The sequence below is a fragment of the Erythrobacter sp. RANMB8 genome (assembly GCF_056848235.1).
Map to the genome: position 1 here is coordinate 69,945 of NZ_JBREHG010000006.1, position 23,918 is coordinate 93,862.

Annotated in this window: 23 protein-coding genes; 20 read left to right on the top strand and 3 right to left on the bottom strand. The window is 60.7% G+C overall.

Annotation, left to right across the window (positions count from 1 at the left end):
• Window positions 1-5: 5 nt before the first annotated feature.
• The gene (locus ACU0AG_RS09825) at window positions 6-1,508 is read left to right on the top strand and encodes a flavin-containing monooxygenase (protein WP_482782101.1); all 1,503 of its coding nucleotides are present in this window, start codon (window positions 6-8) and stop codon (window positions 1,506-1,508) included.
• Here the strand turns inward: ACU0AG_RS09825 and ACU0AG_RS09830 are convergent.
• A complete protein-coding gene (locus ACU0AG_RS09830; protein WP_482782102.1) occupies window positions 1,481-2,170 on the bottom strand; it encodes a TetR/AcrR family transcriptional regulator in 690 nt (229 codons plus the stop codon). The two genes, ACU0AG_RS09825 and ACU0AG_RS09830, sit on opposite strands and share 28 nt — an antisense overlap.
• 229 nt (window positions 2,171-2,399) lie before the next feature.
• Here ACU0AG_RS09830 and ACU0AG_RS09835 point away from each other — a divergent pair, with 229 nt between their 5' ends.
• The 13 genes from ACU0AG_RS09835 to ACU0AG_RS09895 all read left to right on the top strand — a co-directional run bounded on the left by ACU0AG_RS09835 (window position 2,400) and on the right by ACU0AG_RS09895 (window position 18,462).
• Window positions 2,400-3,482 (top strand): phosphotransferase, encoded by a 1,083-nt coding sequence (locus ACU0AG_RS09835; protein WP_482782103.1) that lies wholly within the window; start codon window positions 2,400-2,402, stop codon window positions 3,480-3,482.
• A gap of 15 nt (window positions 3,483-3,497) precedes the next feature.
• A complete protein-coding gene (locus ACU0AG_RS09840; protein ID WP_482782104.1) occupies window positions 3,498-4,838 on the top strand; it encodes an acyl-CoA dehydrogenase family protein in 1,341 nt (446 codons plus the stop codon).
• A 64-nt stretch (window positions 4,839-4,902) separates the two neighbouring features.
• Window positions 4,903-6,057, top strand: coding sequence for an isovaleryl-CoA dehydrogenase (locus ACU0AG_RS09845; protein ID WP_482782105.1), 1,155 nt, complete (start codon window positions 4,903-4,905; stop codon window positions 6,055-6,057).
• 323 nt (window positions 6,058-6,380) lie between these two features.
• On the top strand, window positions 6,381-7,943 hold the full coding sequence (locus ACU0AG_RS09850; RefSeq protein ID WP_482782106.1) for a class I adenylate-forming enzyme family protein: 1,563 nt from the start codon (window positions 6,381-6,383) through the stop codon (window positions 7,941-7,943).
• A 2-nt stretch (window positions 7,944-7,945) separates the two neighbouring features.
• The gene (locus ACU0AG_RS09855; RefSeq protein ID WP_482782107.1) at window positions 7,946-9,556 is read left to right on the top strand and encodes an acyl-CoA carboxylase subunit beta; all 1,611 of its coding nucleotides are present in this window, start codon (window positions 7,946-7,948) and stop codon (window positions 9,554-9,556) included.
• A complete protein-coding gene (locus tag ACU0AG_RS09860) occupies window positions 9,553-10,368 on the top strand; it encodes an enoyl-CoA hydratase-related protein (protein ID WP_482782108.1) in 816 nt (271 codons plus the stop codon). The genes ACU0AG_RS09855 and ACU0AG_RS09860 overlap by 4 nt, the downstream gene beginning before the upstream one ends.
• Entirely contained in the window at window positions 10,365-12,308 is a 1,944-nt protein-coding gene (locus ACU0AG_RS09865; protein WP_482782109.1) for an acetyl/propionyl/methylcrotonyl-CoA carboxylase subunit alpha, read from the top strand. Before ACU0AG_RS09860 ends, ACU0AG_RS09865 begins: the two co-directional genes overlap by 4 nt.
• Window positions 12,305-14,101 (top strand): acyclic terpene utilization AtuA family protein, encoded by a 1,797-nt coding sequence (locus tag ACU0AG_RS09870; protein ID WP_482782110.1) that lies wholly within the window; start codon window positions 12,305-12,307, stop codon window positions 14,099-14,101. The genes ACU0AG_RS09865 and ACU0AG_RS09870 overlap by 4 nt, the downstream gene beginning before the upstream one ends.
• A gap of 39 nt (window positions 14,102-14,140) precedes the next feature.
• Window positions 14,141-14,542, top strand: a complete 402-nt coding sequence (locus ACU0AG_RS09875) for a nuclear transport factor 2 family protein (protein WP_482782111.1) — start codon at window positions 14,141-14,143, stop codon at window positions 14,540-14,542.
• A 60-nt stretch (window positions 14,543-14,602) separates the two neighbouring features.
• A complete protein-coding gene (locus tag ACU0AG_RS09880; protein WP_482782112.1) occupies window positions 14,603-16,279 on the top strand; it encodes a methylmalonyl-CoA mutase family protein in 1,677 nt (558 codons plus the stop codon).
• On the top strand, window positions 16,254-16,709 hold the full coding sequence (locus ACU0AG_RS09885) for a cobalamin B12-binding domain-containing protein (RefSeq protein WP_482782113.1): 456 nt from the start codon (window positions 16,254-16,256) through the stop codon (window positions 16,707-16,709). Before ACU0AG_RS09880 ends, ACU0AG_RS09885 begins: the two co-directional genes overlap by 26 nt.
• Window positions 16,706-17,695, top strand: a complete 990-nt coding sequence (gene meaB / locus ACU0AG_RS09890) for a methylmalonyl Co-A mutase-associated GTPase MeaB (RefSeq protein WP_482782114.1) — start codon at window positions 16,706-16,708, stop codon at window positions 17,693-17,695. The genes ACU0AG_RS09885 and meaB overlap by 4 nt, the downstream gene beginning before the upstream one ends.
• A complete protein-coding gene (locus ACU0AG_RS09895; protein WP_482782115.1) occupies window positions 17,692-18,462 on the top strand; it encodes an SDR family NAD(P)-dependent oxidoreductase in 771 nt (256 codons plus the stop codon). The genes meaB and ACU0AG_RS09895 overlap by 4 nt, the downstream gene beginning before the upstream one ends.
• Before the next feature lie 153 nt (window positions 18,463-18,615).
• Here ACU0AG_RS09895 and ACU0AG_RS09900 read toward each other — a convergent pair whose 3' ends face one another.
• Together ACU0AG_RS09900 and ACU0AG_RS09905 are read right to left on the bottom strand one after the other, a co-directional pair.
• Entirely contained in the window at window positions 18,616-18,846 is a 231-nt protein-coding gene (locus tag ACU0AG_RS09900) for a helix-turn-helix transcriptional regulator (protein WP_482782116.1), read from the bottom strand.
• Between the two features lie 49 nt (window positions 18,847-18,895).
• Entirely contained in the window at window positions 18,896-19,348 is a 453-nt protein-coding gene (locus tag ACU0AG_RS09905; RefSeq protein WP_482782117.1) for a helix-turn-helix domain-containing protein, read from the bottom strand.
• A 416-nt stretch (window positions 19,349-19,764) separates the two neighbouring features.
• Between ACU0AG_RS09905 and ACU0AG_RS09910 the strand changes: the two genes are divergently transcribed.
• From ACU0AG_RS09910 to ACU0AG_RS09935, 6 genes are read left to right on the top strand one after another with little or no spacing between them, the layout of a single operon-like run.
• The gene (locus tag ACU0AG_RS09910; RefSeq protein ID WP_482782118.1) at window positions 19,765-20,040 is read left to right on the top strand and encodes a hypothetical protein; all 276 of its coding nucleotides are present in this window, start codon (window positions 19,765-19,767) and stop codon (window positions 20,038-20,040) included.
• A 29-nt stretch (window positions 20,041-20,069) separates the two neighbouring features.
• Window positions 20,070-20,357, top strand: a complete 288-nt coding sequence (traL, locus tag ACU0AG_RS09915; protein WP_088914971.1) for a type IV conjugative transfer system protein TraL — start codon at window positions 20,070-20,072, stop codon at window positions 20,355-20,357.
• Window positions 20,358-20,369: 12 nt separating this feature from the next.
• Window positions 20,370-20,942 (top strand): type IV conjugative transfer system protein TraE, encoded by a 573-nt coding sequence (locus tag ACU0AG_RS09920; protein ID WP_482782119.1) that lies wholly within the window; start codon window positions 20,370-20,372, stop codon window positions 20,940-20,942.
• Window positions 20,942-21,697, top strand: coding sequence for a type-F conjugative transfer system secretin TraK (locus ACU0AG_RS09925; protein WP_482782120.1), 756 nt, complete (start codon window positions 20,942-20,944; stop codon window positions 21,695-21,697). The genes ACU0AG_RS09920 and ACU0AG_RS09925 overlap by 1 nt, the downstream gene beginning before the upstream one ends.
• Window positions 21,694-23,031: a TraB/TrbI/VirB10 family type IV secretion system protein gene (locus tag ACU0AG_RS09930; protein ID WP_482782121.1), complete on the top strand. Its 1,338-nt coding sequence runs from the start codon at window positions 21,694-21,696 to the stop codon at window positions 23,029-23,031. The genes ACU0AG_RS09925 and ACU0AG_RS09930 overlap by 4 nt, the downstream gene beginning before the upstream one ends.
• Window positions 23,028-23,915, top strand: a complete 888-nt coding sequence (locus ACU0AG_RS09935) for a DsbC family protein (RefSeq protein ID WP_482782122.1) — start codon at window positions 23,028-23,030, stop codon at window positions 23,913-23,915. Before ACU0AG_RS09930 ends, ACU0AG_RS09935 begins: the two co-directional genes overlap by 4 nt.
• Window positions 23,916-23,918 lie beyond the last annotated feature (3 nt).

Sequence of the window (23,918 nt, forward strand, 5' to 3'; positions counted from 1 at the left end):
GGTCAATGCAGAATCAGCTAGCCATGGGCTCGTCGGCGAAGACATCGCCGGCTGGCAGCGCCCCATATCGTCCGCGCACCGCGATCATCGGCGCAGGTGCTGCGGGGATGATGCAAGCGATCAAGCTCCGTGCAGCTGGTCTCGACAATATTGTAATCTATGAGAAGGCTCATGAGGTCGGGGGTACATGGCGGGAAAACCGCTATCCGGGCATCGCCTGCGACGTGCCGGCCCACCACTATAACTACTCGTTCGAGCACAATCCTGGTTGGAGCCACCGTCTCGCACTTGGCCCGGAAATCCAGGAGTACATGGTCAAGGTCGCCGATAAATACGACCTTAGGCGGGACATCGTCTTTGGCACCAAAGTGACCAAAGCCGAATTCGACGGTCGGCAATGGCATCTCGAAACGTCAACAGGGACACGCGATACGGTCGACTTCCTGATCGCTGCTACGGGCCCGCTGCACGTACCCGCTTACCCTGAGATCGACGGGATCGAAGAGTTCAAAGGCACGAAGTTCCATTCTGCTGAATGGCTCGACGGAATCGATCTGTCAGACAAGCGCGTGGGCGTGATCGGGAGCGGATCGACCGGAACGCAGCTCATCTCGGCACTGGCCAATCAGGGCGTCAACCTGAAAGCGTTTATCCGAACACCGCAATGGGTATTTCCCTTGCCCAACCGTCAATATGGCAAGACCGAGAAAGCTATCGTCAAGACCTTCCCGTTCATCGGGCGGATCGCGGGAAGCTTTTATGGCTGGTTCTTCGAACGCGTCTTCGCCGAAGCGGTGATCAAGGATGGCTGGCAACGCAAATTCCTGTCGGGCATGTGCAAATGGCATCTCGGCCGCATCAAGGATCCTGTCCTGCGGCAGAAGCTGACCCCCACCGATGCTCCGCTATGCAAGCGCATGGTCATGTCGACACTATTCTATCCAGCTGTCGCGCGGCCAAACGTCGAGATCATCCGTGACGGGATTGTGAAAGCAACCGAAACTGGCCTTGTTGATCAATCAGGTCGCCTGCACGAGCTCGATGTGATCATCTTTGCGACCGGGTTTCACGCTCGCGCCTACCACCGACCGATGGAACTGGTGAATGCCAAGGGAGAATCCCTGACAGAGGCCTGGAAGCAGCAAGTCGGCGCTCATCTGTCCGTGCATGTGCCAGGCTTTCCCAACTTCATGCTCATCGGCGGACCGCACTCCCCGCGGGGGAACTTCAGCGCGATTGCCTATTCGGAGGCGATCGTCGATCACATCGTGAAAATCATCCACCATTGTGCCGAAAATGGCATTCACGCGATCGAGGCCAAGCCCGAGGCGCTTGAGCAATTCCGCGAACAGGTGATTTCCGCTGTCCCCAAGACGATCTGGACGACGGGCTGCAGGAGCTGGTATCTCGATGAAAACGGCGTGCCCGAAAACTGGACCGGCTCGCCCGACGAATATCGTGAGGTTCTGCGCGAGCCGAATTACGCCGAATTCAGCCTTTCGGCATAGCGCGGCTGCGCGGCGCCCGGCACTCCGATCACAAGGATTAGCGCATCGCGGAAGTCGTGCAGGGCGCTTTCGAAGTCGATGACATCTGGATTAGACAACCATTGATAAACGAGGCCGAAGAAAAACGAGGTATATTGGAGCGCGACCCGTCCAGGCTCGACGGTGTGCTTGAATGATTTCTCTTCGATGCCCTGGCTGATGTATCTACCAATGGCACGGCGATAGGCACTATGCTGGGCGGCAAGCCTCTCCCGCATGACCGTGCTGCTGCCGACCGTTTCATAGTAGAGGATGAACATGGCCCGGATGTAGTCCGAGTTGGTGTTCATGAAATGGATGATGCTTTCGTTTGCGGCATCAAAAGCTTCCAGGCCGGTCTTGCTCCCGACAAATGCAGTGCTTTCCTTTTTCCAGCGCTCGTTGAAGACATCGATCAGTTCTGCAAACAGGTCCTCCTTGGAGCCGAACCGGTTGCTAGCCAAGCCCCGGCTATATCCCGCCAGCTCGCCAATTTCCCGTAGTGTGGTGTTGTGCGTTCCGCGTTCGAGGACGAGAGTCATGGCTGCATCGAGCATACGCCCGTCCGAAATTGCCGTGCGCTCCGCTTGGGTCAGACGTGGCGCCTTGCCTGCTGTTTTTTTTGCCGCCTGGGGCCTGCGCATTGTCACCAATTTTCCATTCCTCGCGAGAAAATCCCGGCCGTCATAGTTATTCCGGTTGCTTCGAGCAAGTGAGCCTATTGGCAGAAACGAAGAGCCTAACCCCCTAGGCCAATAACCTAGAACGCCCATTCACGCGCAATCTCGAGGACAAAGATTTCTTGCTTGCTTGCGTCTAACAAGCTAGCTGGCTTTTAGACGGCCAGATGGTCGCAACGGAGAGGGTTTTCGGGTGGCCGAGCATGCCAGCGCGCCAACCTCTGCGGGTGTCACGCCCGTTCGGGACGGCCATGAGTTCGACATAAGCAAGCTTGAGCACTGGATGCGCGCCAATGTTGAAGGCCACGCTGGCCCAGTGACCGTGAAACAATTCCGTGGCGGGCAATCCAACCCGACGTATCTGATCGCAACTCCGGACAGGAATTACGTCCTGCGCCGCCAGCCGAGCGGACCACTTTTGAAGGGCGCACATGCGGTCGACCGTGAAGCTGTGGTGCAAAGCGCACTCCTCGAAACTGGCGTACCGGTCGCGCGCATCTTTGGAACATGTCTCGATCCTGATGTCATCGGAACCAAATTCTATCTCATGGAACTGGTCGAGGGTCGCATCTTCTGGGATGCCACCTTCCCTGGCGTTCGGCTGACCGATCGCCCGCAATATTTTCTAGCTATGAATACGGCGCTTGCCGACCTGCACAGGCTCGATGCAGCAGCGGTTGGCCTCTCCGAATTCGGACGATCAAGTGGCTATGTGGAGCGTCAGATCAAACGACTGAGCGAACAGTACATGGCCGACAGCGAAGCCGGTCGGGATCCGAACATGGACCGCCTGATTGCGTGGCTTGTCCAGAATTTGCCGCAACACGAAGCGCCCCCCGCGATCGTGCACGGCGACTTTCGCTGCGACAATCTCATCTTTCATCCGACCGAGCCCAGGATCGTAGCCGTGCTTGACTGGGAGCTCGCAACGCTTGGTCATCCGCTCGCCGATTTCGCCTATCATGCCATGATGTACCGCATGCCGGGCCACATCGTCGCCGGACTGGCAGGCGTTGACCTCGCGGGCCTGAACATCCCTTCGGAGAAAGAATATCTCGCTCTTTATGCCGAACGCTCCGGGCTTTCGAGCACGGCCGATTACGACTTTTTCGTCGCATTTTCGTTCTTCCGGCTTGCTGCCATCATACACGGGATCAAAGGGCGTCTTGCCCGGGGAACCGCCGCTTCTGCCGATGCGGCCGAACGCGTGAAGGCTCTTCCAGAATTAACAGAACTCGCATGGGAACAAGCGTGCCGTGCCGGTGCAAAGACGTAATTGAGGTAGGCTGACATGGACATCACTCAAAGCGCCAGAAGCCTTGCGTTAGAAGAACAACTGCGCGCCTTCATGGCCAAGCACATTTACCCCATTGAACGGGATCTATACCTCGCTGCGGAGCGCTTGGGGCCGTGGGCCCTCTATCCGCACATTGAAGACCTTAAGGCTCGCGCACGCTCGGAAGGGTTGTGGAACCTTTTCCTGCCTGCATCGCACGCGGCTGGCGGCCTCACCAACGTCGAATATGCTCCGCTCTGCGCGGTTATGGGTCGGTCGCTGTTCGCGCCGGAAATCTTCAATTGCTCTGCGCCTGACACGGGAAACATGGAAACCTTGGTGCTCTTCGGCACTGATGAGCAGAAAGTGCGCTACCTTGATCCGCTCCTGGCCGGAACGACACGGTCTTCTTTCGCGATGACCGAGCCGGATGTCGCTTCATCCGACGCAACGAATATCGCCTCGCAAATTGCGCGCGATGGTGACGAATACATCATCAACGGCCGCAAATGGTACACGACGGGTGCAACCGATCCGCGGTGCGACTTTTTCATCTTCATGGGCCGAACCGGCAGTGCGGCCACGGATCGGCATAGAGCCCAATCCATGATTCTGGTCCCGCGCCATGCAGACGGCGTACGGGTGGTCCGGGCCTTGCCTGTCCTTGGTTTTTACGGCGTGCCGGACCGATCAGCGGAGGTTGTGTTTGAGAATGTTCGCGTCCCGGCGTCAAACATCCTGCTCGGCGAAGGCCGGGGCTTTGACATTGCCCAAGGGCGTCTCGGTCCGGGGCGAATCCACCATTGCATGCGCCTGATCGGCCTTAGCGAACGCATCCTCGAACGAATGTGTCGACGCGCGAGTGAGAGGGTGGCCTTCGGCGTTCGGCTGTCAGAACAGAGCGTCACGCTTGAGCGGATTGCGCAATCGCGGATCCTCATTGAACAGGCGCGGCTCCTTACGATGCGCGCCGCGTGGATGATGGATACAGTTGGGAACAAAGCCGCGAGACAGGAGATCGCGATGATCAAAGTTGCCGCGCCGGCGATGGCACAGCAGGTCATCGACTGGGCGATTCAGCTGTTTGGGGGGGGCGGGACCAACAACGACCACTTCCTTGCCGCAGCCTTTGCCAACGCCCGGCTCCTGCGGCTGGCGGACGGGCCTGACGAGGTGCATCGCAACCAGATCGCCAAGCTTGAAATGCGCCGCCATGCAGAGAGCGGTGGCGGGGCAGATGGCGCCGTAGGAGTCGGTTATACGCTCGCGGAAGCCGACGCTGCTGCAGCCGCCAGCCTGTGGCCGCCGCCAGCCACGACCGGTCAATCCCAAGTCGCACACGCGGACTTCCCCTAAATGCGGCCATTCCGTCGAAGAGAACCAATAGGCTTTTAAGATTCAAATGCAGTTGGAGCACATTATGCAGATGTTCGATTTCGATCTCGGCGAATCCGCCGACATGATCCGCGAAACAACCCGGCGTTTCGCCGCGGAAAAGATCGCGCCGCTCGCCAAGAAAGTTGACGCAGAAGACTGGTTTCCCCGTGACGAGCTGTGGACGAGCATGGGAGAGCTCGGCCTGCACGGCATCACTGTTGCGGAAGAGGACGGCGGACTGGGCCTCGGATATCTGGAACACGTCGTCGCTTGCGAGGAAATTGCACGAGCTTCCGGTGCTATCGGCCTCAGCTACGGCGCGCATACCAACCTGTGTATCAACCAGATTGCACGTTGGGGTTCGCCCGAGCAGAAATCCAAGTATCTGCCGAAGCTCATTTCGGGTGAACATCTGGGAAGCCTGGCAATGTCCGAGGCCAATGCCGGCTCCGATGTCGTATCGATGAAGCTGAAGGCCACGCCGAGCGATGGCGGTTATGTTCTCAATGGCACTAAGTTCTGGATCACCAATGCCACTTATGCCGATACGCTCGTGGTGTACGCCAAGACCGGCGAAGGCAGCGGGGGCATCACCGCTTTCATCATTGAAAAGGGCATGCCGGGTTTCTCGATCGGACAAAAGATCGACAAGATGGGTATGCGCGGATCGCCGACAGCTGAGCTGGTGTTCTCAGATTGCGAAGTACCCGAAGCGAATATTCTCGGGCCCGTGAACGGCGGCGTGGGGGTACTGATGAGCGGGCTCGATTTCGAACGCGCCGTGCTGGCCGGCATACCGCTCGGCATCATGCAGGCCTGCCTTGATGTTGCCTTGCCATACGTCCGGGAGCGCAAGCAGTTCGGCAAGCCTATCGGTCAGTTCCAGCTAATGCAGGCAAAGATCGCCGATATGTATGTCGCACTTAACTCCTCCAGAGCCTATATTTATGCTGTTGCAAAAAGTTGCGATGCTGGCCGAACGACACGGTTCGATGCAGCTGCGGCGATCCTGTTGGCGAGCGAGAACACTGTTCGTGTCGCGAGTGAGGCAGTTCAGGCACTTGGCGGTGCGGGCTATACCAAAGACTGGCCGGTTGAGCGGTTTTATCGAGATGCCAAGCTGCTCGACATCGGAGCCGGCACTAACGAAATCCGGCGGATGCTGATCGGGCGCGAGCTCATCGGCGGGGCGGGATAAGTCTATATCATGGACGGCATATCGGGGCGGTACAACGGCTGCGGCCATTACGCGGCCGCCCCGATGACGCGGCCATGCTCGACAAGATGCAGTAGTCACAATTTACTAGCTTGCCGCAAGCAAGTCTTGACGGTGTTGTGGGTGAAGCATACCATCGCGCCAGAAGAGTCGCACCCGCTGCAGGTGAGCGGAAGCGAACGACAAGAGGGTGTCATGTTAGCAATGTTTTTCGATCATTTGCGGCCCATCGCGGTCCGCTTGACCTGTATGGTTCAAGTATCACAACAGGTGACGGTCGGGCGCGCGACACTGGCAGGGATTGCATGATCTCGCCTGTCAGTCTGGGTCTTGCGCCATCTGAGATGGTTACCGGGGGAATTGGTCGGATCGCGCTTGGCGATCTGCTGCGCCGATCGGCCCGCCGTTTCGGGAACAAGACTGCGATTGCGACACCATCCACGTCTATCACTTTTAACCAGCTCGATGAGAAGGCGAACCGCTGCGCTAACCTGCTGCTCGATCTCGGGGCAAATCCCGGCGACAGGATCGCAACAATCTGCGCCAACAGCATCGACTTCGTGGTAACCATTTTCGGGATCCACAAGGCAGGGCTTGTCTGGGTGCCGGTCAATCCCCTCCTCCCGCCCGAGGATCGCGATTACATTCTCGCCCATACCGAGGCTTCGCTCATCATCGCCGATGAAGGCGTTGGCGTTATGTTTGCCAGCTCGGGTAATAATGCGTTGCAGGTGCTGAACCTTGGCCCTGATTTCGACGCCCGGCTTCAGACCGCATCGTCATCGGAGCCAGATCTTGCGATCCGCGAACGTGATCTGGTCATGATCATGTACACCAGCGGCACGACGTCGCGTCCCAAGGGCGTGATGCACTGCAATCTTGCGGTCTACGCGACCGTAATGTGCAACATCGGCGAATGGATGGTTACCCGCTCCGATCGTATCCTGATCGTCATGCCACTCTTCCACGTTTCCGCCCATTGTCTATTGACGACATTTCTCGCTGCGGGCGCGACGGTGGAACTGCACAGCGGGTTCGAACCGGCCCAGGTTCTGACCACAATTGCCGAGCGAGGCGTCACCTTTTTCGTCGGTCTGCCGATGATGTACGCGGCGATGATGGAGCACCCGCTGCGCAAGGGTCTGGATCTTTCGTCACTTCGCTACTGCATTTACGCGATGGCTCCGATGCCGGGGCCGCTGCTGCGACAATTGCTTGCCGAATTCTGCTCCACCTTCGTTCTATCTTCTGGCCAGACCGAAATGTACCCCAGCACGATGATGCTACGGCCCGAGCAGCAACTGCTGAAGGAAGGAAATTACTGGGGCGAACCGTCGATCGTGAATGATGTCGCGATCATGGCGGACGACGGTAGCCTGCTGCCGCGCGGCGAGATCGGCGAGATCGTTCATCGCGGCCCCAATGTCATGCTTGGATACTACAAAGACGACGAGGCGACCGCTCATTCGCGGCGCTTTGGATGGCACCATACTGGCGACCTCGGAGTGATCGACGGGGATGGTCAGCTGCTGTTCGTCGACAGGCTCAAGGACATCATCAAGAGCGGCGGTGAAAACGTCGCCTCGGTCAAGGTCGAGCAGGTCCTGCTCCAGCATCCGCAAGTCGCGAATGCTGCCGTCATCGGCGTGCCCCACCCCCGCTGGAGCGAAGCGGTGGTCGCGGTGGTGATGCTGAAGCCCGGAGCGAGCAAAAACGCCGACCAGATCCTCGATCATTGCCGGAGCGATCTTGCCCCTCACGAGGTGCCAAAGGCGGTTCAATTCGTGGACGAGATGCCGCTCACGGCAACCTCGAAGCTACGCAAGGTCGAATTGCGCGATCGTTTCATCAATTTGTTCGGAGATTGATCATGGCGATCATCGAGAGTTTGGCGATCCCCGAAAGCGAGGCTTTCAGAAAAAACAGAGCAACCCATTTGGAGTTGATCGATCAATTCCGCGCTCTGGAAACCAAGGTGCTTGCCGCTTCGGCTCGCGCAGGCCCGAAATTCGCCAAGCGCGGCCAGCTCCTGCCACGTGACCGCGTCGCCTTATTGCTCGACCGTGATGCACCCTTCCTCGAACTGTCGACGCTCGCCGGTATCGGCATGCATGACGACGACGGGGTCGAGAACGTCTACGGCGGCGGTGCGATTGCCGGTATCGGTTTTGTCTCCGGCGTCCGGGTGATGGTGTTCGCGAGCGATGCGGGCATCAAGGGCGGCGCTGCTCATCCGATGGGCATCAAGAAGCAGTTGCGGGCGCAGGACATCGCCATCGAAAACAAGCTGCCTTACGTCCAGCTGGTCGAGAGCGCCGGGGCAAATCTCAACCTCCAAGCCGAGATGTTTGTCGAGGGCGGGCGCACGTTCGCCAACCTTTCCCGCATGTCGGCACTTGGTCTGCCGACCGTCACAGTGGTCCACGGCTCATCGACAGCAGGCGGCGCCTATCAGGTCGGCCTGTCCGACTATGTCATCATGATCCGCGGCCGGTCCAAGGTGTTCTTGGCCGGTCCGCCCCTGCTCAGGGCGGCCACCGGTGAAATCGCCAAGGATGAAGATCTTGGTGGCGCCGAGTTGCACACCAGCGTCACGGGTGTCGGTGATTACCTTGCCGAAAGTGACGCTGATGGCCTGCGTCAGGCGCGTGAAGTTATCGCCAAACTGCGGTGGGACCGGAGCACTCCGACCGCTCCTCACTGCCCACCCCGCTATGATCGCGAAGAGCTTCTTGGCATCGTTTCGCCCGACTATCGCAAGCCGTACGATGTCCGGGAAGTCATCGCACGATTGGCGGACGATAGCGATTTTACCGAATTCAAAGCTGAATATGGCATCCACACGATTTGCGGTCACGCCCGGATCGAGGGGCGCGAAATCGGCATTATCGGCAACAATGGGCCGATCGACTCACTCGGGGCGACCAAGGCCGCGCAATTCATCCAACTGTGCTGCCAATCGCAGACACCGCTCTTGTTTCTGCAAAACACCACCGGCTTCATGGTGGGCGTGGAGGCGGAGACTTCAGGCATCGTCAAGCACGGCTCCAAGCTGATCCAGGCCGTCACCAATGCATCTGTGCCGAAGGTCACGATCCAGATCGGCGCGAGCTTCGGTGCGGGTGCCTATGCGATGTGCGGCAGGGCGTTCGGCCCGCGATTCATCTTTTCGTGGCCCAACAACCGGCTGTCTGTGATGGGCGGCGAACAAGCAGCAAAGGTCCTCACTATCGTCGCAGAAGATGGTGCCGCTGCCCGCGGGGTAGAACCCGATCACGCAGCGCTCGCAGCTATGTCCGAGCGGCTGATAAGTCAGTACGAGCGGGAAGGCGAAGCTCTGTTTGCTACGGCACGCCTGTGGGACGATGGGATCATCGATCCACGCGACACCCGCCGGGTTGTGGCCTTCTGTCTCGACACCTGCGCCGAAGGCGACGCCCGCGAACCGGCGCGCAACAATTTCGGGATTGCACGGCTGTGACGCAAGCGGCGCCCCTTCCTGCGAGCACAACCGTCATTCGTCTGGAAATGCGCGGCTGCGCGATCGTCGCCACGATCGATGATCCTGCCCGCCGTAATGCCATGTCTGATGCGCTGCTGGCTGATTTCGAGATTCTGTTCGCTCATTACAGCGACAGCCCTGATATTCGCGCGCTCGTCATCCAGGGTAACGACCGCGTATTCTGCGCCGGTGCCGATCTGGGGGGCAATACCCTGGGCGGCGCCTCAGCAGACCCACGTGCAGCGACAGTCGAACTGTCGCTCCGCGGTGCGCATCTCTACAGTGCTCTTAACGCCTTCCCCAAGCCGGTGATTGCTGTCGTAGAAGGTGCCGCCATGGGCGGCGGTCTGGGGTTGGCGTCGTGCGCCGATATGGTTCTGGCCGGGCCAGGCGCGGTTTTTGCGCTGTCCGAGGTACGGCTTGGGCTGGTTGCCGCGCAGATCGCGCCCTTTGTAGTTGCGCGCCTCGGCATGGCCCATACTCGCCGACTGGCGCTGACCGGCAGCAAATTCACCGCGGCGCAAGCGGCGAGCTTCGGTCTGGTCGACGAACTTTTGGCAGATCGCACCGCGCTCGACACCCGCCTCGACGCAATTCTCGCCGAAATCCAGGCCTGTGCCCCAGGTGCCTTGACGGCGACAAAAGCCTTACTGCGCGGCTTGCAGGAATTCGAAACAGCGGCCTTCTCGCATGTGGCCGCCGAGATCTTCGCAGACGCCGTCTTGGGTGAAGGCGCAGAAGGTATCGCAGCTTTCAAGGAAAAGAGACCGCCGGCATGGGCCACAAAATGAACCCGTTTTCGAAAATCCTGATCGCCAATCGCGGTGAAATCGCTTGCCGGGTCATTCGTAGCGCAAAGGCGAAAGGCTATGCTACGGTGGCCGTTTACAGCGACGCGGACGCCGGAGCTCGTCATGTCTTGGAGGCGGATGAAGCCTTTCGGCTTGGCGGCGGACCGCTGAGCGAATCCTACCTGTCGGCAGAACGGATTATGGCTGCGGCAGATGCAACAGGCGCCGATGCGCTTCATCCCGGGTATGGCTTCTTTTCCGAGAATGCCGAATTCGCAGAGCGTTGCGCAGCCGCCGGCATCACCTTTATTGGGCCGCAGCCGGATTCTGTGCGTGTCATGGGAGACAAAGCGCGATCGAAGCGCCGGATGATCGAAGCGGGTGTACCTTGCGTCCCTGGCTACGAAGGCGATGATCAGGATGACGCGATCTTCATTCGGGAGGCTGACAGGATCGGCTATCCGGTGATGGTCAAGGCATCAGCTGGCGGCGGCGGGCGTGGGATGCGTCTGGTCCATGATCGCGGCGATCTGCCCGGAGCGCTCGCTTCGGCCCGGTCGGAAGCCAAGAATGCTTTTGGCGACGACCGGCTGTTGCTTGAACGCGCCGTCATCAACGCCCGCCATGTCGAAATCCAGGTCTTCGGCGACACCTTCGGCTCAGTCGTGCATCTTGGCGAGCGGGATTGCTCGGTACAGCGCCGCCACCAGAAGGTGATAGAGGAAGCACCCTCTCCCGCGGTCAACGAGGATCTGCGGCGACGGATGGGCGATGCGGCTGTGCGTGCTGCTGCGGCGATCAACTACGTTGGTGCCGGAACGGTCGAATTCCTGCTTGGGGCCGATGGCGAATTCTATTTTCTTGAAATGAACACCCGCCTTCAGGTCGAGCATCCGGTCACCGAGTGCGTGACCGGTGTCGACCTGGTCGATCTTCAGATCGATGTGGCAGCCGGGCTGCCGCTGCCCTTCACCCAAGACGATATCACCATCTCGGGGCACGCTATCGAAGTGCGTCTTTATGCCGAAGACCCCCAGCAGGAATTCCTGCCACAGACGGGTGTGGCATCCGTCTGGGAGCCTGCCACGGGCGAAGGTGTACGCATCGACCATGGCCTCGTCACAGGACAGATCATCAGTCCCTATTATGATCCGATGATCGCCAAGATCATCGCCAGCGGCGCAAACCGTGAAGAGGCGCTTCGCCGACTGGTGCGGGCAGTTCGGGGCACTCATCTTCTGGGCGTTGCAACCAACCGCGAATTCCTGCTCGATGCCCTGTCGATTGATGAATTCCGTGACGGGTTGGCGACGACTGCCTTCATCGGCAAGCACTATGCCGATGGCTTCAAATCCGTTGATGCTGATCCCATCGCAGCCCTGCTCGCCGCAATCCTTGCAGCGGATGACGCCGGACAGGGTTGGTCATCCAATGGCGTTCAGACTCATTCGATCCACCTCAGCGGACAAGCAGGCGAGACCCCTGTCCGCCTTGCCCGGTCAGGCACGCGCTGGCTGGCGGAATGTGACGACGTTTCAGCGTCGATCGCAATCGTTGAACGTAGCCCGACCGCTATCCGGTTTGAGGTAGACGGGCTGGTCCGCCGAGCGGCATATTGGTGCGAACACAAAACGATCACCCTTGATCTCGACGGCAGGGTCTACAACTTCGAGGACACGACCTATCGCGCCCCATCCAAATCGGGGGCAGGCGGAGATGGTATGCTGCGCGCTCCGATGAGCGGCACGATCACCTCTGTATCGATCGATCAGGGCCAGACCGTCGCTCGCGGCGATGTGATGGCGGTGCTCGAAGCAATGAAGATGGAGCAGCAGATCATCGCGCCGATGGCAGGCACCGTCGCCACCGTCGCCGTTGCAAAAGGCCAGCAGGTTGCTGCGCGCGATATTCTGTTCGTGGTCGAGGCTGACCCGGCATGAGCCGCAGAACAATCAGCATCGGCGGTGCGTCGGGGTTCTGGGGCGACAGTTCCATTGCCTTGCCCCAGCTGCTTACGCACAATGGGTTGGATTACATCTCCTTCGACTATTTGGCCGAAGTGACGATGTCGATCCTCGCCCGTGCGCGGGCCAAGGATCAGGCGCTGGGATATGCCACCGATTTTGTCAGTCTGGTGGCCCGTTACCTGCCGGACATCGCCCAGCGCGGGATCAAGCTGGTGGCAAATGCTGGCGGCGTGAACCCTGCCGCATGCGCAGATGCGTTGCGGGCCCAAATCGCAAAAGCCGGATTGAGCCTGCGCGTCGGCGTCGTCACGGGCGATGATCTGATGGCGATGCAGGCTAGCTTGCAAGACAGCACCGAAATGTTTTCCGGCGCTGCAATGCCTGAGCGGCTCATGAGCCTCAATGCCTATCTCGGAGCAGCACCGATTGCCGCTGCATTGGATGCCGGAGCAGACATCGTCGTGACGGGGCGCTGCGTCGACAGCGCGACGGTGCTGGGCATCTGCATGCACGAGTTTGGCTGGTCGCTGTCGGATTACGACCGGTTGTCCGGCGCTTCGCTCGCTGGCCATATCATCGAGTGCGGCGCGCAGGCCACCGGCGGTCTGTTCACCGACTGGGAACAAGTCTCCGACTGGGCGAACATCGGCTACCCCATCGTGGAAATTGATGAAGACGGCGCGTTTGAGGTCATCAAGCCGCAGGGCACCGGCGGCCTTGTCTCGCGCGGCACCGTGAGCGAGCAGCTGGTTTATGAGATCGGCGATCCAGCTGCCTATCTCCTGCCTGACGTCACCTGCGACTGGAGCATGGTGACTGTAGCAGAGGTTGATGAAGGCAGGGTGCGCGTTTCCGGCGCGCGCGGCACACTGCCGCCCCCGACCTACAAGGCCAGTGCAACCTGGCAAGACGGCTTCCGCGTCGGTGCCACCTGGACGATCATCGGGGAAGCGGCGACCGGGAAAGCAAAGAAGGTGGGCGAAGCGATCGTGGGGCGGGTTGCCAACCTCCTGCAAGCAGCGGGCGCGCCTCCCTTTAGCGAGACTTCGATCGAAGTGATCGGCTCCGAATCCAGCTACGGTGCGAGCAGCCGTGCGCAAGCTGTGCGCGAAGTCGTGCTCAAGATCGCGGCGAAACATTCCGATCCCAAGGCGCTCGATTTGCTGGTTCGGGAGTTCACCTCTGCCGGGACGTCGATGGCACCGGGTTTCACCGGCATGGGCGGGAACCGCCCCAAGGTCATGCCGCTGGTACGCCTGTTTTCGATGATGGTCGACAAGGCCATCGTTGATGCCCAGATTCAGGTGGAGGTTGACGGAGAGACGGTGGCCCTCCCCGCTAAGTCTGATGCGCTTCAACAGGAGCAGCCAGACAATCAGTCGGTAACTGCCGAGCCTCCAACGCCAACGCCATCATTGGTCGAAGCCCCGATGATTGCGGTTCCGTTGCTCGCACTCGCGTGGGGCCGCAGCGGTGACAAGGGCAATCATGCGAACATCGGCATCATCGCGCGGCGCCCGGAATACTGGCCTTACATCCGGCAGGCCCTTCAGCCCGAAACGGTGGCCGGACTGTTCGCTCACTACCAACCCCGTGAAGTCCGCAGGTTCGATCTGCCCGGGGTCTGCGGTCTGAACTTCATGCTTTACGATGTGCTGGGCGGCGGTGGCATCGCTTCGCTGCGCAATGATCCGCAGGGCAAAGGCTATGCGCAAATCCTGCTCGGCACCAGCATTTCCGTGCCAGCTGATCTGGTCCGCGCCTGACCATCGCAGCCACTACCGACAATTCCACCGGAGTCTGAAATGTCCATCGAATCAAACAAAGAGGTTGTCCGTCAGTTCTTAGCCAAGTTCGGCACGGGTGATGCGGACGGACTCATCAACAGTCTGACCGACGACGCCGTCTGGTGGATCGGGGGCAAACCCGGTGATCTGCCGCAGGCAGGAGCGAAATCCAAGGAAGCGATCAGCGCCGTTCTGCGCGGCGTGGGGGCGAAGATTCCAGGCGGAATCGCAATGCACATCCGGGGCATGATCGGCGAAGACGACAAGGTCGCTGCCGAGGTCGAAGCCCATGGAGAAATCACCAACGGCCGCATCTACAACAACGAATACCACTTCCTGTTCACGATCCGCGAGGGTCGCATCGCAGGGGTCAGGGAATACCATGACACCCTTCATTTGAAGTCAGTCTTTGCGGCGTGATGCGCGGCATGCGCCGCCAAAATGCCTTTGCCATCCCGTCGACCAGGAGCCGCCAGTCCGATGACGAGCGCCGATACCAAGCCCCATGAAGGCGCCTATGCGCGCTGGCAGCAGACTGTTGCTGCACGCTATAAAGATCGCTCTTTTGTTGCCCGCAACCGGTCTGGCGTCGAGGTCGATCCTGTCTATGGCGGGCTCGACCGCTTCGGCAACGAAGCGGAGATGCCCGGACAATATCCCTATTCGCGCGGCATCTATCCGATCCATTACCAGTATCAGCCGTGGATGGACCTGCAGATCATCGGCTACGGCCTGCCCTCGCAAACGCGCGAGCGCATGGACCTGCTGCTCGAGCAGGGCGGATCAAAAGGGTATTTCGACCGCGAGGCGTATAACTTCATTTTCGATATGCCCACCTCGATGGGCTACGACCCCGATCATCCCGGTGTCCGCGGGAGCATTGGCGATTGCGGCATTTCCGTCTGCAAAGCGAGCGATTACGAGGTGCTGCTGGCGGGCAAGGATTTGTCGAAGACAACAGTCTCGCTGGTTCTGAATGCCGGATCGCCCGCGATGCTGGGCCTTTACCTTGCGGCTGCCAAGCGTCGCGGCTTTTCTTTCGATAGCCTGGGCGGCAATCTCACAAATTACATCTGGGACTTTTTCGGCCACAGCGGAGGCACCAATTTCTCACCGCGCGGCAGCTACCGTCTGATCGCGGACATCGCCGCTTATTGCTCGGAACATGTGCCGCTGTGGAACCCGCTGACGATAAGCGAACACAATATCTGCGAAGCGGGCGCCACGAATGTACAGGCCGTCGCCTATTCGATTGCGGCGATCATTGCGGTCAACGAAGAATGCGTGAAGCTGGGCATCGAGCCTGACAGTGTCGTCCCTCGTTTTGGCTTTCATGTCCGCTACGGCGAGAACTTCTTCGAGGAAGTTGCCAAGACCCGCGCACTGCGGCGTGTCTATGCCAAGGTAAACCGCGAACGGTTCGGATGCCAGAAAAGCGGATCGCTGCAGGCTCGGATTCACGCGCAGACCGCCGGTTCGCTGCTGACGGTGCAACAGCCGCTGAATAACCTTGTTCGCAATGCCTACGGCGCATTGGCCGCTGTGCTTTCGGGCGTGAACGGCATGACGATCAACGCCTACGATGAAGCTCTGGGTCTGCCGACCGAGGAAGCTGTCACCCTTTCTCTGAGAACCAGCCAGATCATCGCTGAAGAGACCGGCGCCGTCCATGTGTCCGATCCGTTTGGCGGTTCGTTCTATGTGGAATCGTTGACTGACGAGATTGAACGGCGGGTCTTTGAAATCATTGACGACATCGACAATCGCGGCGGTCTGATCCCATGCATCGAGTCCGGGTGGGTCAAACAGCAGGTTTCGGCCGCCGCCTATGAATGGCGTCAGGAGATCGAGAGCGGCGCGCGCACGATGGTGGGGGTCAACAAATACACCACCGACGAACCCGAGCAGTACGCCGTCTTCCAGCCCGATCCCGAAGCCGCTCGGCTGGCGATCGAAGATCTGGAACGCCATCGCCGCGAGCGCAATGAGCCTCGCTTCCAGCAGGCCATGGACGCCCTACGTCACGCAGCAATCGAGGTGAACGAAGGAAGGGCCATCGGGTCCGTCATGGCAAGCCTTGTGGCCGCAGCAGAAGCGGACGCAACCCTCGGAGAGATGCAGGCCGTCCTCCATGATGTCTTCGGACGCAACAAGTAGAAAGTCGGCAAAGATGCAAAACGAGCTGCCAACCCCGCGCATCCTCCTCACCAAAAGCTTCATCGACAGCCACGATCGCGCGATTGCAACCATTGCTCTGGCGCTGCGTGATGCGGCGATGGAGGTCGTGCTGATCGACTATCAGCAACCTGAAGACGTGGTGTCTGTCGCATTGCAGGAAGATGTCGACGTCATCGGCCTGAGCTTCATGTCGGGAGGCCAGGTAGAGACCACCCAGAAGATCGTGACCGAACTGGCGCGCCGCGACCTAACCGATCTTCCGTTGGTGGTCGGCGGAGTCATTCGTCCGTTCGACGTAGAGCCACTGGAGGCGGTCGGGGTAAGAGAGATTTTCCGGGGCGGCGCGCCGCTTTCCGACGTCGTTGCTACATTCAAGAGACTGGCTCACGAATACCGGGGAACGGCTTGACCTCGCATCGCACCAACATTGACGCCGCACCACTTCTTGAACGGGTCAGAAGCGGCGATCCGCTTGCGATTGCGAGGTCGATCACGGCGATCGAAAACCGCAGCGCCCTCGGCACGCAACTTGCCGTCGCCTGCCGCGGACGTGTCAGCGATTGCCGTACCATTGGCGTCACTGGCCCTCCCGGCGCCGGCAAATCGTCCCTGATCAATGCGCTCCTGCCGGAGATATCGGGACGGTATCAGCGCATCGCGGTCATCACTGTCGATCCATCAAGCCCGGTCAGTGGCGGCGCCGTTCTCGGTGACCGGGTGCGCATGGCGGCCTTCAGCGCCAACCCGAACATCTTCATTCGCTCGCTTGCTGCCCGCGGCCATCTTGGCGGGGTGACCCGCACCACTCGGTCGGTGATGGATCTTCTGGCGGCGGGCGGGATGGATCTGGTGATTGTCGAAACAGTCGGCACTGGACAATCCGAAGTCGAAATCGCCGACCTAGCCGACGCGAAGATTGTGGTCTGCGCACCCGGTCTCGGCGACGAGATGCAGGCGATCAAGGCGGGTGTGCTGGAAATCGCCGATCTGCTGGTGGTGAACAAATCCGATCTGCCCGATGCCGGGCGCACAGCGTCACATTTGAAGGCGATGCTTCACCATAGCGGCCATGATGAGCGCAGGATCGTGCTTCAGGTATCCTCGACCGAGAACAGCGGGCTCAAGGCTCTCGCGGAAGCGATCAGCGGCCTACTAGATCGTCAATCGGATGGTACTGGAGCATCACGCCCAAAGCGCGGCTTTTCACGTGCATTGCTTGCCAGCGATGTCGCCAATGCAGCCGCCGCTCTCGTGCAGCAGAACCAGGACCCGAGGGTGGACGCGATCGTGATCGGCGTGGCCCAAGGCAAGCTTTCCCGCGCCGAAGGCACAAAGCAAGCGCTTGATCTGCTGCTGAACTCCGATGCCGACCAGAATGAGGAAACTTTAATATGACCCGCGACCTGTTTTCGCTGAACGGGCGTGTTGCGCTTGTCACCGGCGCATCGAGCGGCATTGGCCGCGTCCTCGCCAAGGGTTTGGCTGACGCGGGTGCCAAGGTCGTAGCTGTGGCTCGCAGAGCGGATCGTCTCAAGGATCTCGTGAGCGATATCACGGATTCCGGCGGCAGCGCCCTTGCCGCTCAAGCCGATGTGACCGACGAAGCCAGCATCGAACGGGCCTTTGATGATGCCGAGGCAGCGTTCGGGACTGTCGATGTGATTGTCAGCAACGCGGGCGTGACCGATACCCGCAACTTCCTGAAGATTGACGCAGCCGCAAGAGACGCCGTCTTCGACACCAACTTGCGCGGCGTATGGAATGTCGGTCAGATCGGCGCGCGGAGGCTCGTTGCGGCAGGTCTCGGTGGCTCCATCATCAATGTCGCATCGGTTCTGGGCCTGGGAGCCCAGCCAGGGCTTGCCAGCTATTGCGCGTCCAAGGGCGCCGTCATTCAGCTCACCCGATCAATGGCAATCGACCTCACGCGGCACAAGATCCGTGTGAATGCGCTGGCGCCAGGCTGGTTCAAGACGGAGCTGAACAGCGATTTCTTTGAAAGTCCCACCGGGCTTGAACGCATCTCCCAAATGCCTGCACGCAGGCTCGGTGAGATTGAAGAACTCATTGGACCGGTCATCATGCTCGCAAGCGATGCTGGTTCTTTTATGAACGGTTCGGTTGTGGTCGTTGACGGGGCACTTAATGCTCTGGTTGCTTGACTGATCGTGGGACATGACAATACAAGTGAGCGATAAGTTCCTGTTCAACAGAGTATAAATTGGTCAACATTTGCGAGATTGCCAGCGCTAGAGGTGTTATTGAACCGATCGGAAGTCAATATCTCAGATCTAACGTTTCAAGCACCACTGCGGTCAGGAAGATGATCGAGCGATGCCTTCAATCCAGTCGTTGATCTCGGCCTCAACCCAGACTGAGCACTTGGGCCCGAGTGTGCGACATTTCGGAAAACGCCCTTCGCTCATACGCTGATAGATGGCCGAGCGGCGAAGTCCGACCCGGTCCATGACTTCGGGCAGACGCAGCAGACGCGGAGGTGGCGCGCTGGTAGGCGTGATCTCGGCGGTTTTGGGATTTGCAGTCATTGAAGGTCCTGTCGGGTTGTCGCATCGGTCCCCTCCGCGTTGCCTTGGTTCAGCGTGTCAGCGACATGGCGATGTCGCGATTGGCCAGATCATCGATATGCCTGGAGAGCAGCTTCGCCACGAGCTGCGAGGTGCCGCTAGCCCAGCGCGGCCTCAGGTCATCGACCCTTCGCCCAAGGGTGCGATCAAGTTGCCCCGGCAAACTTGTGATGAATTCATCAAGGAACGCTCCCATCTCGCGGTGCATCCATTCGCAAGCCAGCGCTTCCTCGCCTGCCAATGTCAGCACGATTACGGCATGGGGCGAAACACCGCAGACCTCGAGAAGACGCACAGCGCGGTCAATGCTGATAGCGCGCTCACCGCGCATGACCTTCAGCATGGTTTCACGGTGGATCCCCGCTTCACTGGCAATCTGGTGCTTCGGCTTGTCGGCGGTTTCAATGGCGTGCGTGATGACGCGCGCAAGGCTGGCATTCGTATCTGGGGCAGACTGATGCATGGCGACGACTCCTGTCTCTGAGCATGTGAGTCGAAGGCATATCGCGCATTATCGATATAAGAAAGAAATTAGAACATATATCGAACATCTCGTTTCTAGGATGACCTATCTTAGGACACGAATCGCCGGAGAATGTCGACAGCGCAAGTGGTGCAGATCGACTTTGATCACCGTTAAAGCCACTGATCATGAGGAAGAATCTGGCTAAGCCCATTTCGATGCGTCCATATACGTCCGCTGCGCGGCACGCAGAAAGCTCCAGACTTCCTACACGCATTTCCTAGATGCATAGAGAACACACAGCGAACGCAAGAACGCTGCTCAACCCTCCCAGACGGAGTTCTCTTATGCAGTCCCTGACCCTCCCCCAGCGCGCCGCCACATCCTTGCAGCGCGCCTCCAAATTTGACCGGGCAATGACCTTGGCCATCCCGGCGCTGATCGCCAGCCTCGCGGCAGGCGCGGCCTATGCCGGCGCCGATACGACCTTTGATCCGGCGCTCACACAATTCACGAACTTCCTCGAAGGCTCGGGCGGCAAGATCATCACCGTTCTCAGCCTCGCGGGCGGCCTGATCGGCCTTGCCTCGGGCCGCTTCTCGCTCGGGCAGGTCGCTGTCCCGGTGGGTGTAGGCATCGGTGTGGGCACGGGCGTTCCGATCGTCACCTCGGTCGTGACCGCGGTCATCTGACGCATCGGGCACGGGAAGGCAGCATAGCCATGAAGGACCCCTATATCATCCCGCGCAGGCTCGACGATCCGGAGCTCATCGGCTTCTGGACCATCGACGAGTTTGCCGGGATGATCATCCCCTTCACCTGGGGCATTCTCAGCCAGCATATCTTTATCGGCATTATCGTTGCTTTCGGCGCCTGGTTCGCGCTGCGAAAGGCAAAAGCAGGACGCGCCAGCTCCTGGGTAGCCCATGCCGCATATTGGTATCTGCCGGCCGGAATTCTCGGGCTCAAAGCGACGCCGCCTTCCCACTGCCGCCTGCTTGCCGGTTGAGGGGAGACATCCATGTTTGCCGACATTTCTCATGAGCGACAGCAGACGCTGCTGCGCCAGCGCAACCTGTTCGCGCTGACCAGCGCCGGCCTCGGGATCGCGCTGGTGATCACCGCTGGCCTCGCGGCCACCCGGGACCGCGAGGTCGTTCTGCTCCCGACCCTGCCCAGTGCGCTGACCGTCAGCAGCGCAGGGGTCGAGGCCGATTATCTCGAGCTCGTCACCCGCGACACCGCGCTCGTTCTCCTCAATCGCAGCCCCGAGGGCCTCGATTACTGGATGGCCGAGATTTTGAAGCTCGCGGACCCTGCAAGCCACGGTCAGCTCAAGGCCGATCTTGTCCGGATCGTTGCCGAACAGCGCGGCTCGGACGTCACCCAGGCTTTCGTGATCCGCTCGATGACGGTCGATCCCAAGGCGCTCACCTCGGAGGTGACCGGCACGCTCAAGACCTTCGTCGGCGCGCAAGTCATCGCCAGCGATGATCGCCGGTTCCGCTTCCACTGGACCTATCGCGGCCTGCGCCTCGCGCTCGCCGGGTTTGCCCAGGTTCCCACTGACAAACAGATGAAGGAGGCCAAGTGATGGCTTGCCAATCCCCACCTCGCAGTCACCGCGCAGCGATCTGCTCGGCCACGCTACTTGCCGTCTGTGCCACCAGCGCAAACGCAGCAGACCAGTTCCGTCAGGCCGCCGACGGCTCGAGCATCGAATGCGCGGTTTCGGCGCGCGAGCTCACCCGCTTTGCGCTGATCGACGATCAGTTTGCCAGCGTTTCGAAGATCTCGAGCGGAACGCCTTACAATGATTTCGCGGTGACCAACGAGCCGCTGCGCGGCGACATCTACGTCTCGGTCCCGGAGACCTTTGCGGCGCGTGCGATCAGCTTCTTTGCCACGACCCGCAAAGGCTATGTCTACAAGCTTGCCTGCAAGATCGAGCCGATCCCGGCGGTCCAGGTCTTCATCGCCAACCCGGCCATTGCGCAGGGCAAGGCAGCGGACTGGGAGCGCGAAACCCCGCTGTCTACGAGCGCGGTGCGCCTCATTCAGGCGATGGCCAATGACCGCGCCGTCGATGGCTTCGAGGTGCGCCAATCTGCCAATCCGCCGGCACGCGTGGGCGATCTCGAGGTCCAGCTGATGGCCGACTACCGGGGCGCAGCGCTAGCAGGAAAGGTGATCCGCATCGCCAATCGCGGCGCCACGCAGGTGACGCTGGCCGAGCGCGACATTGCCCCTACCGACACGCTGGCGGTGACCATCGTCAATCCTGTGCTGGGTCCAGGCGGCAGCACGACCGCCTTCATCGTCGGGACGAACGGAGGATCTGAACAATGAGCGATACGTCACCCGCACCTGCCTCGCATGACGTGCACTCGGAACACCCTGCCCCTTCGCCGGTCGCCGAGCTTAACGCCCGGACCGCGCGTCGCCAGAAGCTGCTCATGGGCGCCATCGGTGCCCTTGTCCTGGTGGGCGGCAGCTGGTTCATTCTTGGCGGCGACGACAAACCCGCCGGCAGTGATCCGGATGCTGCGCAGACCATCGATACGGCCGGCATCGTCAACCGCGACCTCGCCAACCGCGAGTTCGTTGCGACCTACAGCAACAGGATCGATGCGGTAACCCGCGAGCAGAAGGCGCTGCGCGATGCCAGCGTACCTCGCAGCGAGATCGAGGAACAGCTGGCGGCGCTCAAGGCCGAGAACCAGGCGATGCGCACCGACGGGCAGGCGGCAATCGATGCGATCTCGGCGGAGAATGTCGAGCTCAGAACCCGGCTCGCCAGCCAGCCGCCTGCCCCGCCCCCTGCTGCCCCGCCTCCGGCCTATGGCCCGCAAGCGGGAGGCTACGACGCGCGCGGCAGCGCGGCTGCGCCCGCCCGGTCAACCGGTACAACGACCGAGAACGCCGGCCCTGCCTTTGCGCCCGGCGAGGTCAAGCTGTTGAGCTTCGCCTCGGAGAAGGCGGGCCCTGCAGGACGGCGCACGGCACGCCCTGAAACGCCGCCCGTGGTGGTCGAGGACTCGCCCGATTATCTGCCGCCCAATTCCTATGCGCCGGCGCGGGTCATCGTGGGCGTCGATGCCTCGGCAGGGGTCTCGAGCCAGACCGATCCGCTTCCAGTGGTGCTGCGGATCACAGGCCCGGCGCGCTCGGTGATGCAGGACGGCAAGGTCCTGACGACGCGGATCGAAGGGTGCATCGTCAATGGCGCAGCGCGCGGCGATCTCTCATCCGAGAAAGTCTATGTGAAGCTTGCCCGCATGACCTGCGACCAGCCCGGGGGGCGGGTTGCGGTGAGCGAGGTCAAGGGGTTCATCAGCTTTGCGGGCAAGTCCGGCGTGCGTGGACGCGTCGTCAGCCGCGAAGGCAATCTGGTCAGCCAGGCGCTGCTTGCAGGGATCGTCGGCGGGTTCGGACGCGGGTTCTCAGCCAACGCCAATGGCATTTTCGCAGGCCAGCTCGGTGCAGGCCAGCAGCGGGAGCAGCTCTCTGCCACCGACATTCTGGCGGGCGGTCTCGGACAGGGTGCGGGCGAAGCTGCCGATACGGTCAGCCGCTACCTCATCGAGCGCGCAGAACAATACCAACCCGTCGTCGAGATGCCGACCGGCATCGCGGTCGAGATCGTGTTTCTCGACGGCGTCTTCGTGAGGAATTCCCAATGATCAGCGATACGAATCCCCTCCCCCACAAGCGGCGCATGCGCTGGATCAAGCCTGCGGCTGGAATCGCCGGGGTGATCGCCCTTTCGGCCGCGACAGGCTGGGCCGTCGCGAGCCTCGCCTCACCCATGAAGGCACCCGATACAGACACCGTGCGGGCCGCCCTTAAGCTGCGCCTGCCCAAGACCCCGATCGACCGGATCGCCTGCGAGGGTCTCGGCGGCCTGTGCGAAGTCGCTTCCAAGTCGACGCTGTTCTACGTCGACCGGGCGGCGCGCTATCTCGTGATCGGTCGGGTCTATGACATGGAAGCGCGTCAGGATCTGACGGCGGCCCGGCTGCTCGAGCTCAACCCTGACCTTCTGACGGCGGGCGCGCCCCGGGCTGCTGACGGCGAGAAAGCCCCTCAGGCCGCGGCGCGCATGGCCCCCAGAAGGGTCTCTCTAGAGGGCCTTCCGGCCAATGGCGCGGTCACCTGGGGCCCCGTGAACGGGCCGAAGGTGGTGGTCTTTTCCGATTTCCAGTGCGGCTACTGCAAGAGGCTCGAAGAGGAGCTGAAAGCGATTGGCGCGCGCGTCGAGGAACGGCCGATCTCGATCTTCGGACCCGAAAGCCGCCGCGACGCCGAACGCGTGCTTTGCGCGCCGCGCCCCGAACTCTCGCTCCGGCTTGCCTATTCGGGCGGCGCGCTCGTCAATCCCAAGCCCTGCGACACGAGCGGTCTCGATGCCAACGAGGCCTTCGCCAAGGCCAATGGCTTTACCGGCACGCCCGTTCTCGTGCGCCCTTCCGATGGCGCAGTGCTCGAGGGCTACCGCCCGGCGGCCGTGCTCCGCGAGTTCCTGCGCCCCGCCGCTCCGGCGCTGACCCCATCCAAGAAAGGATAGACC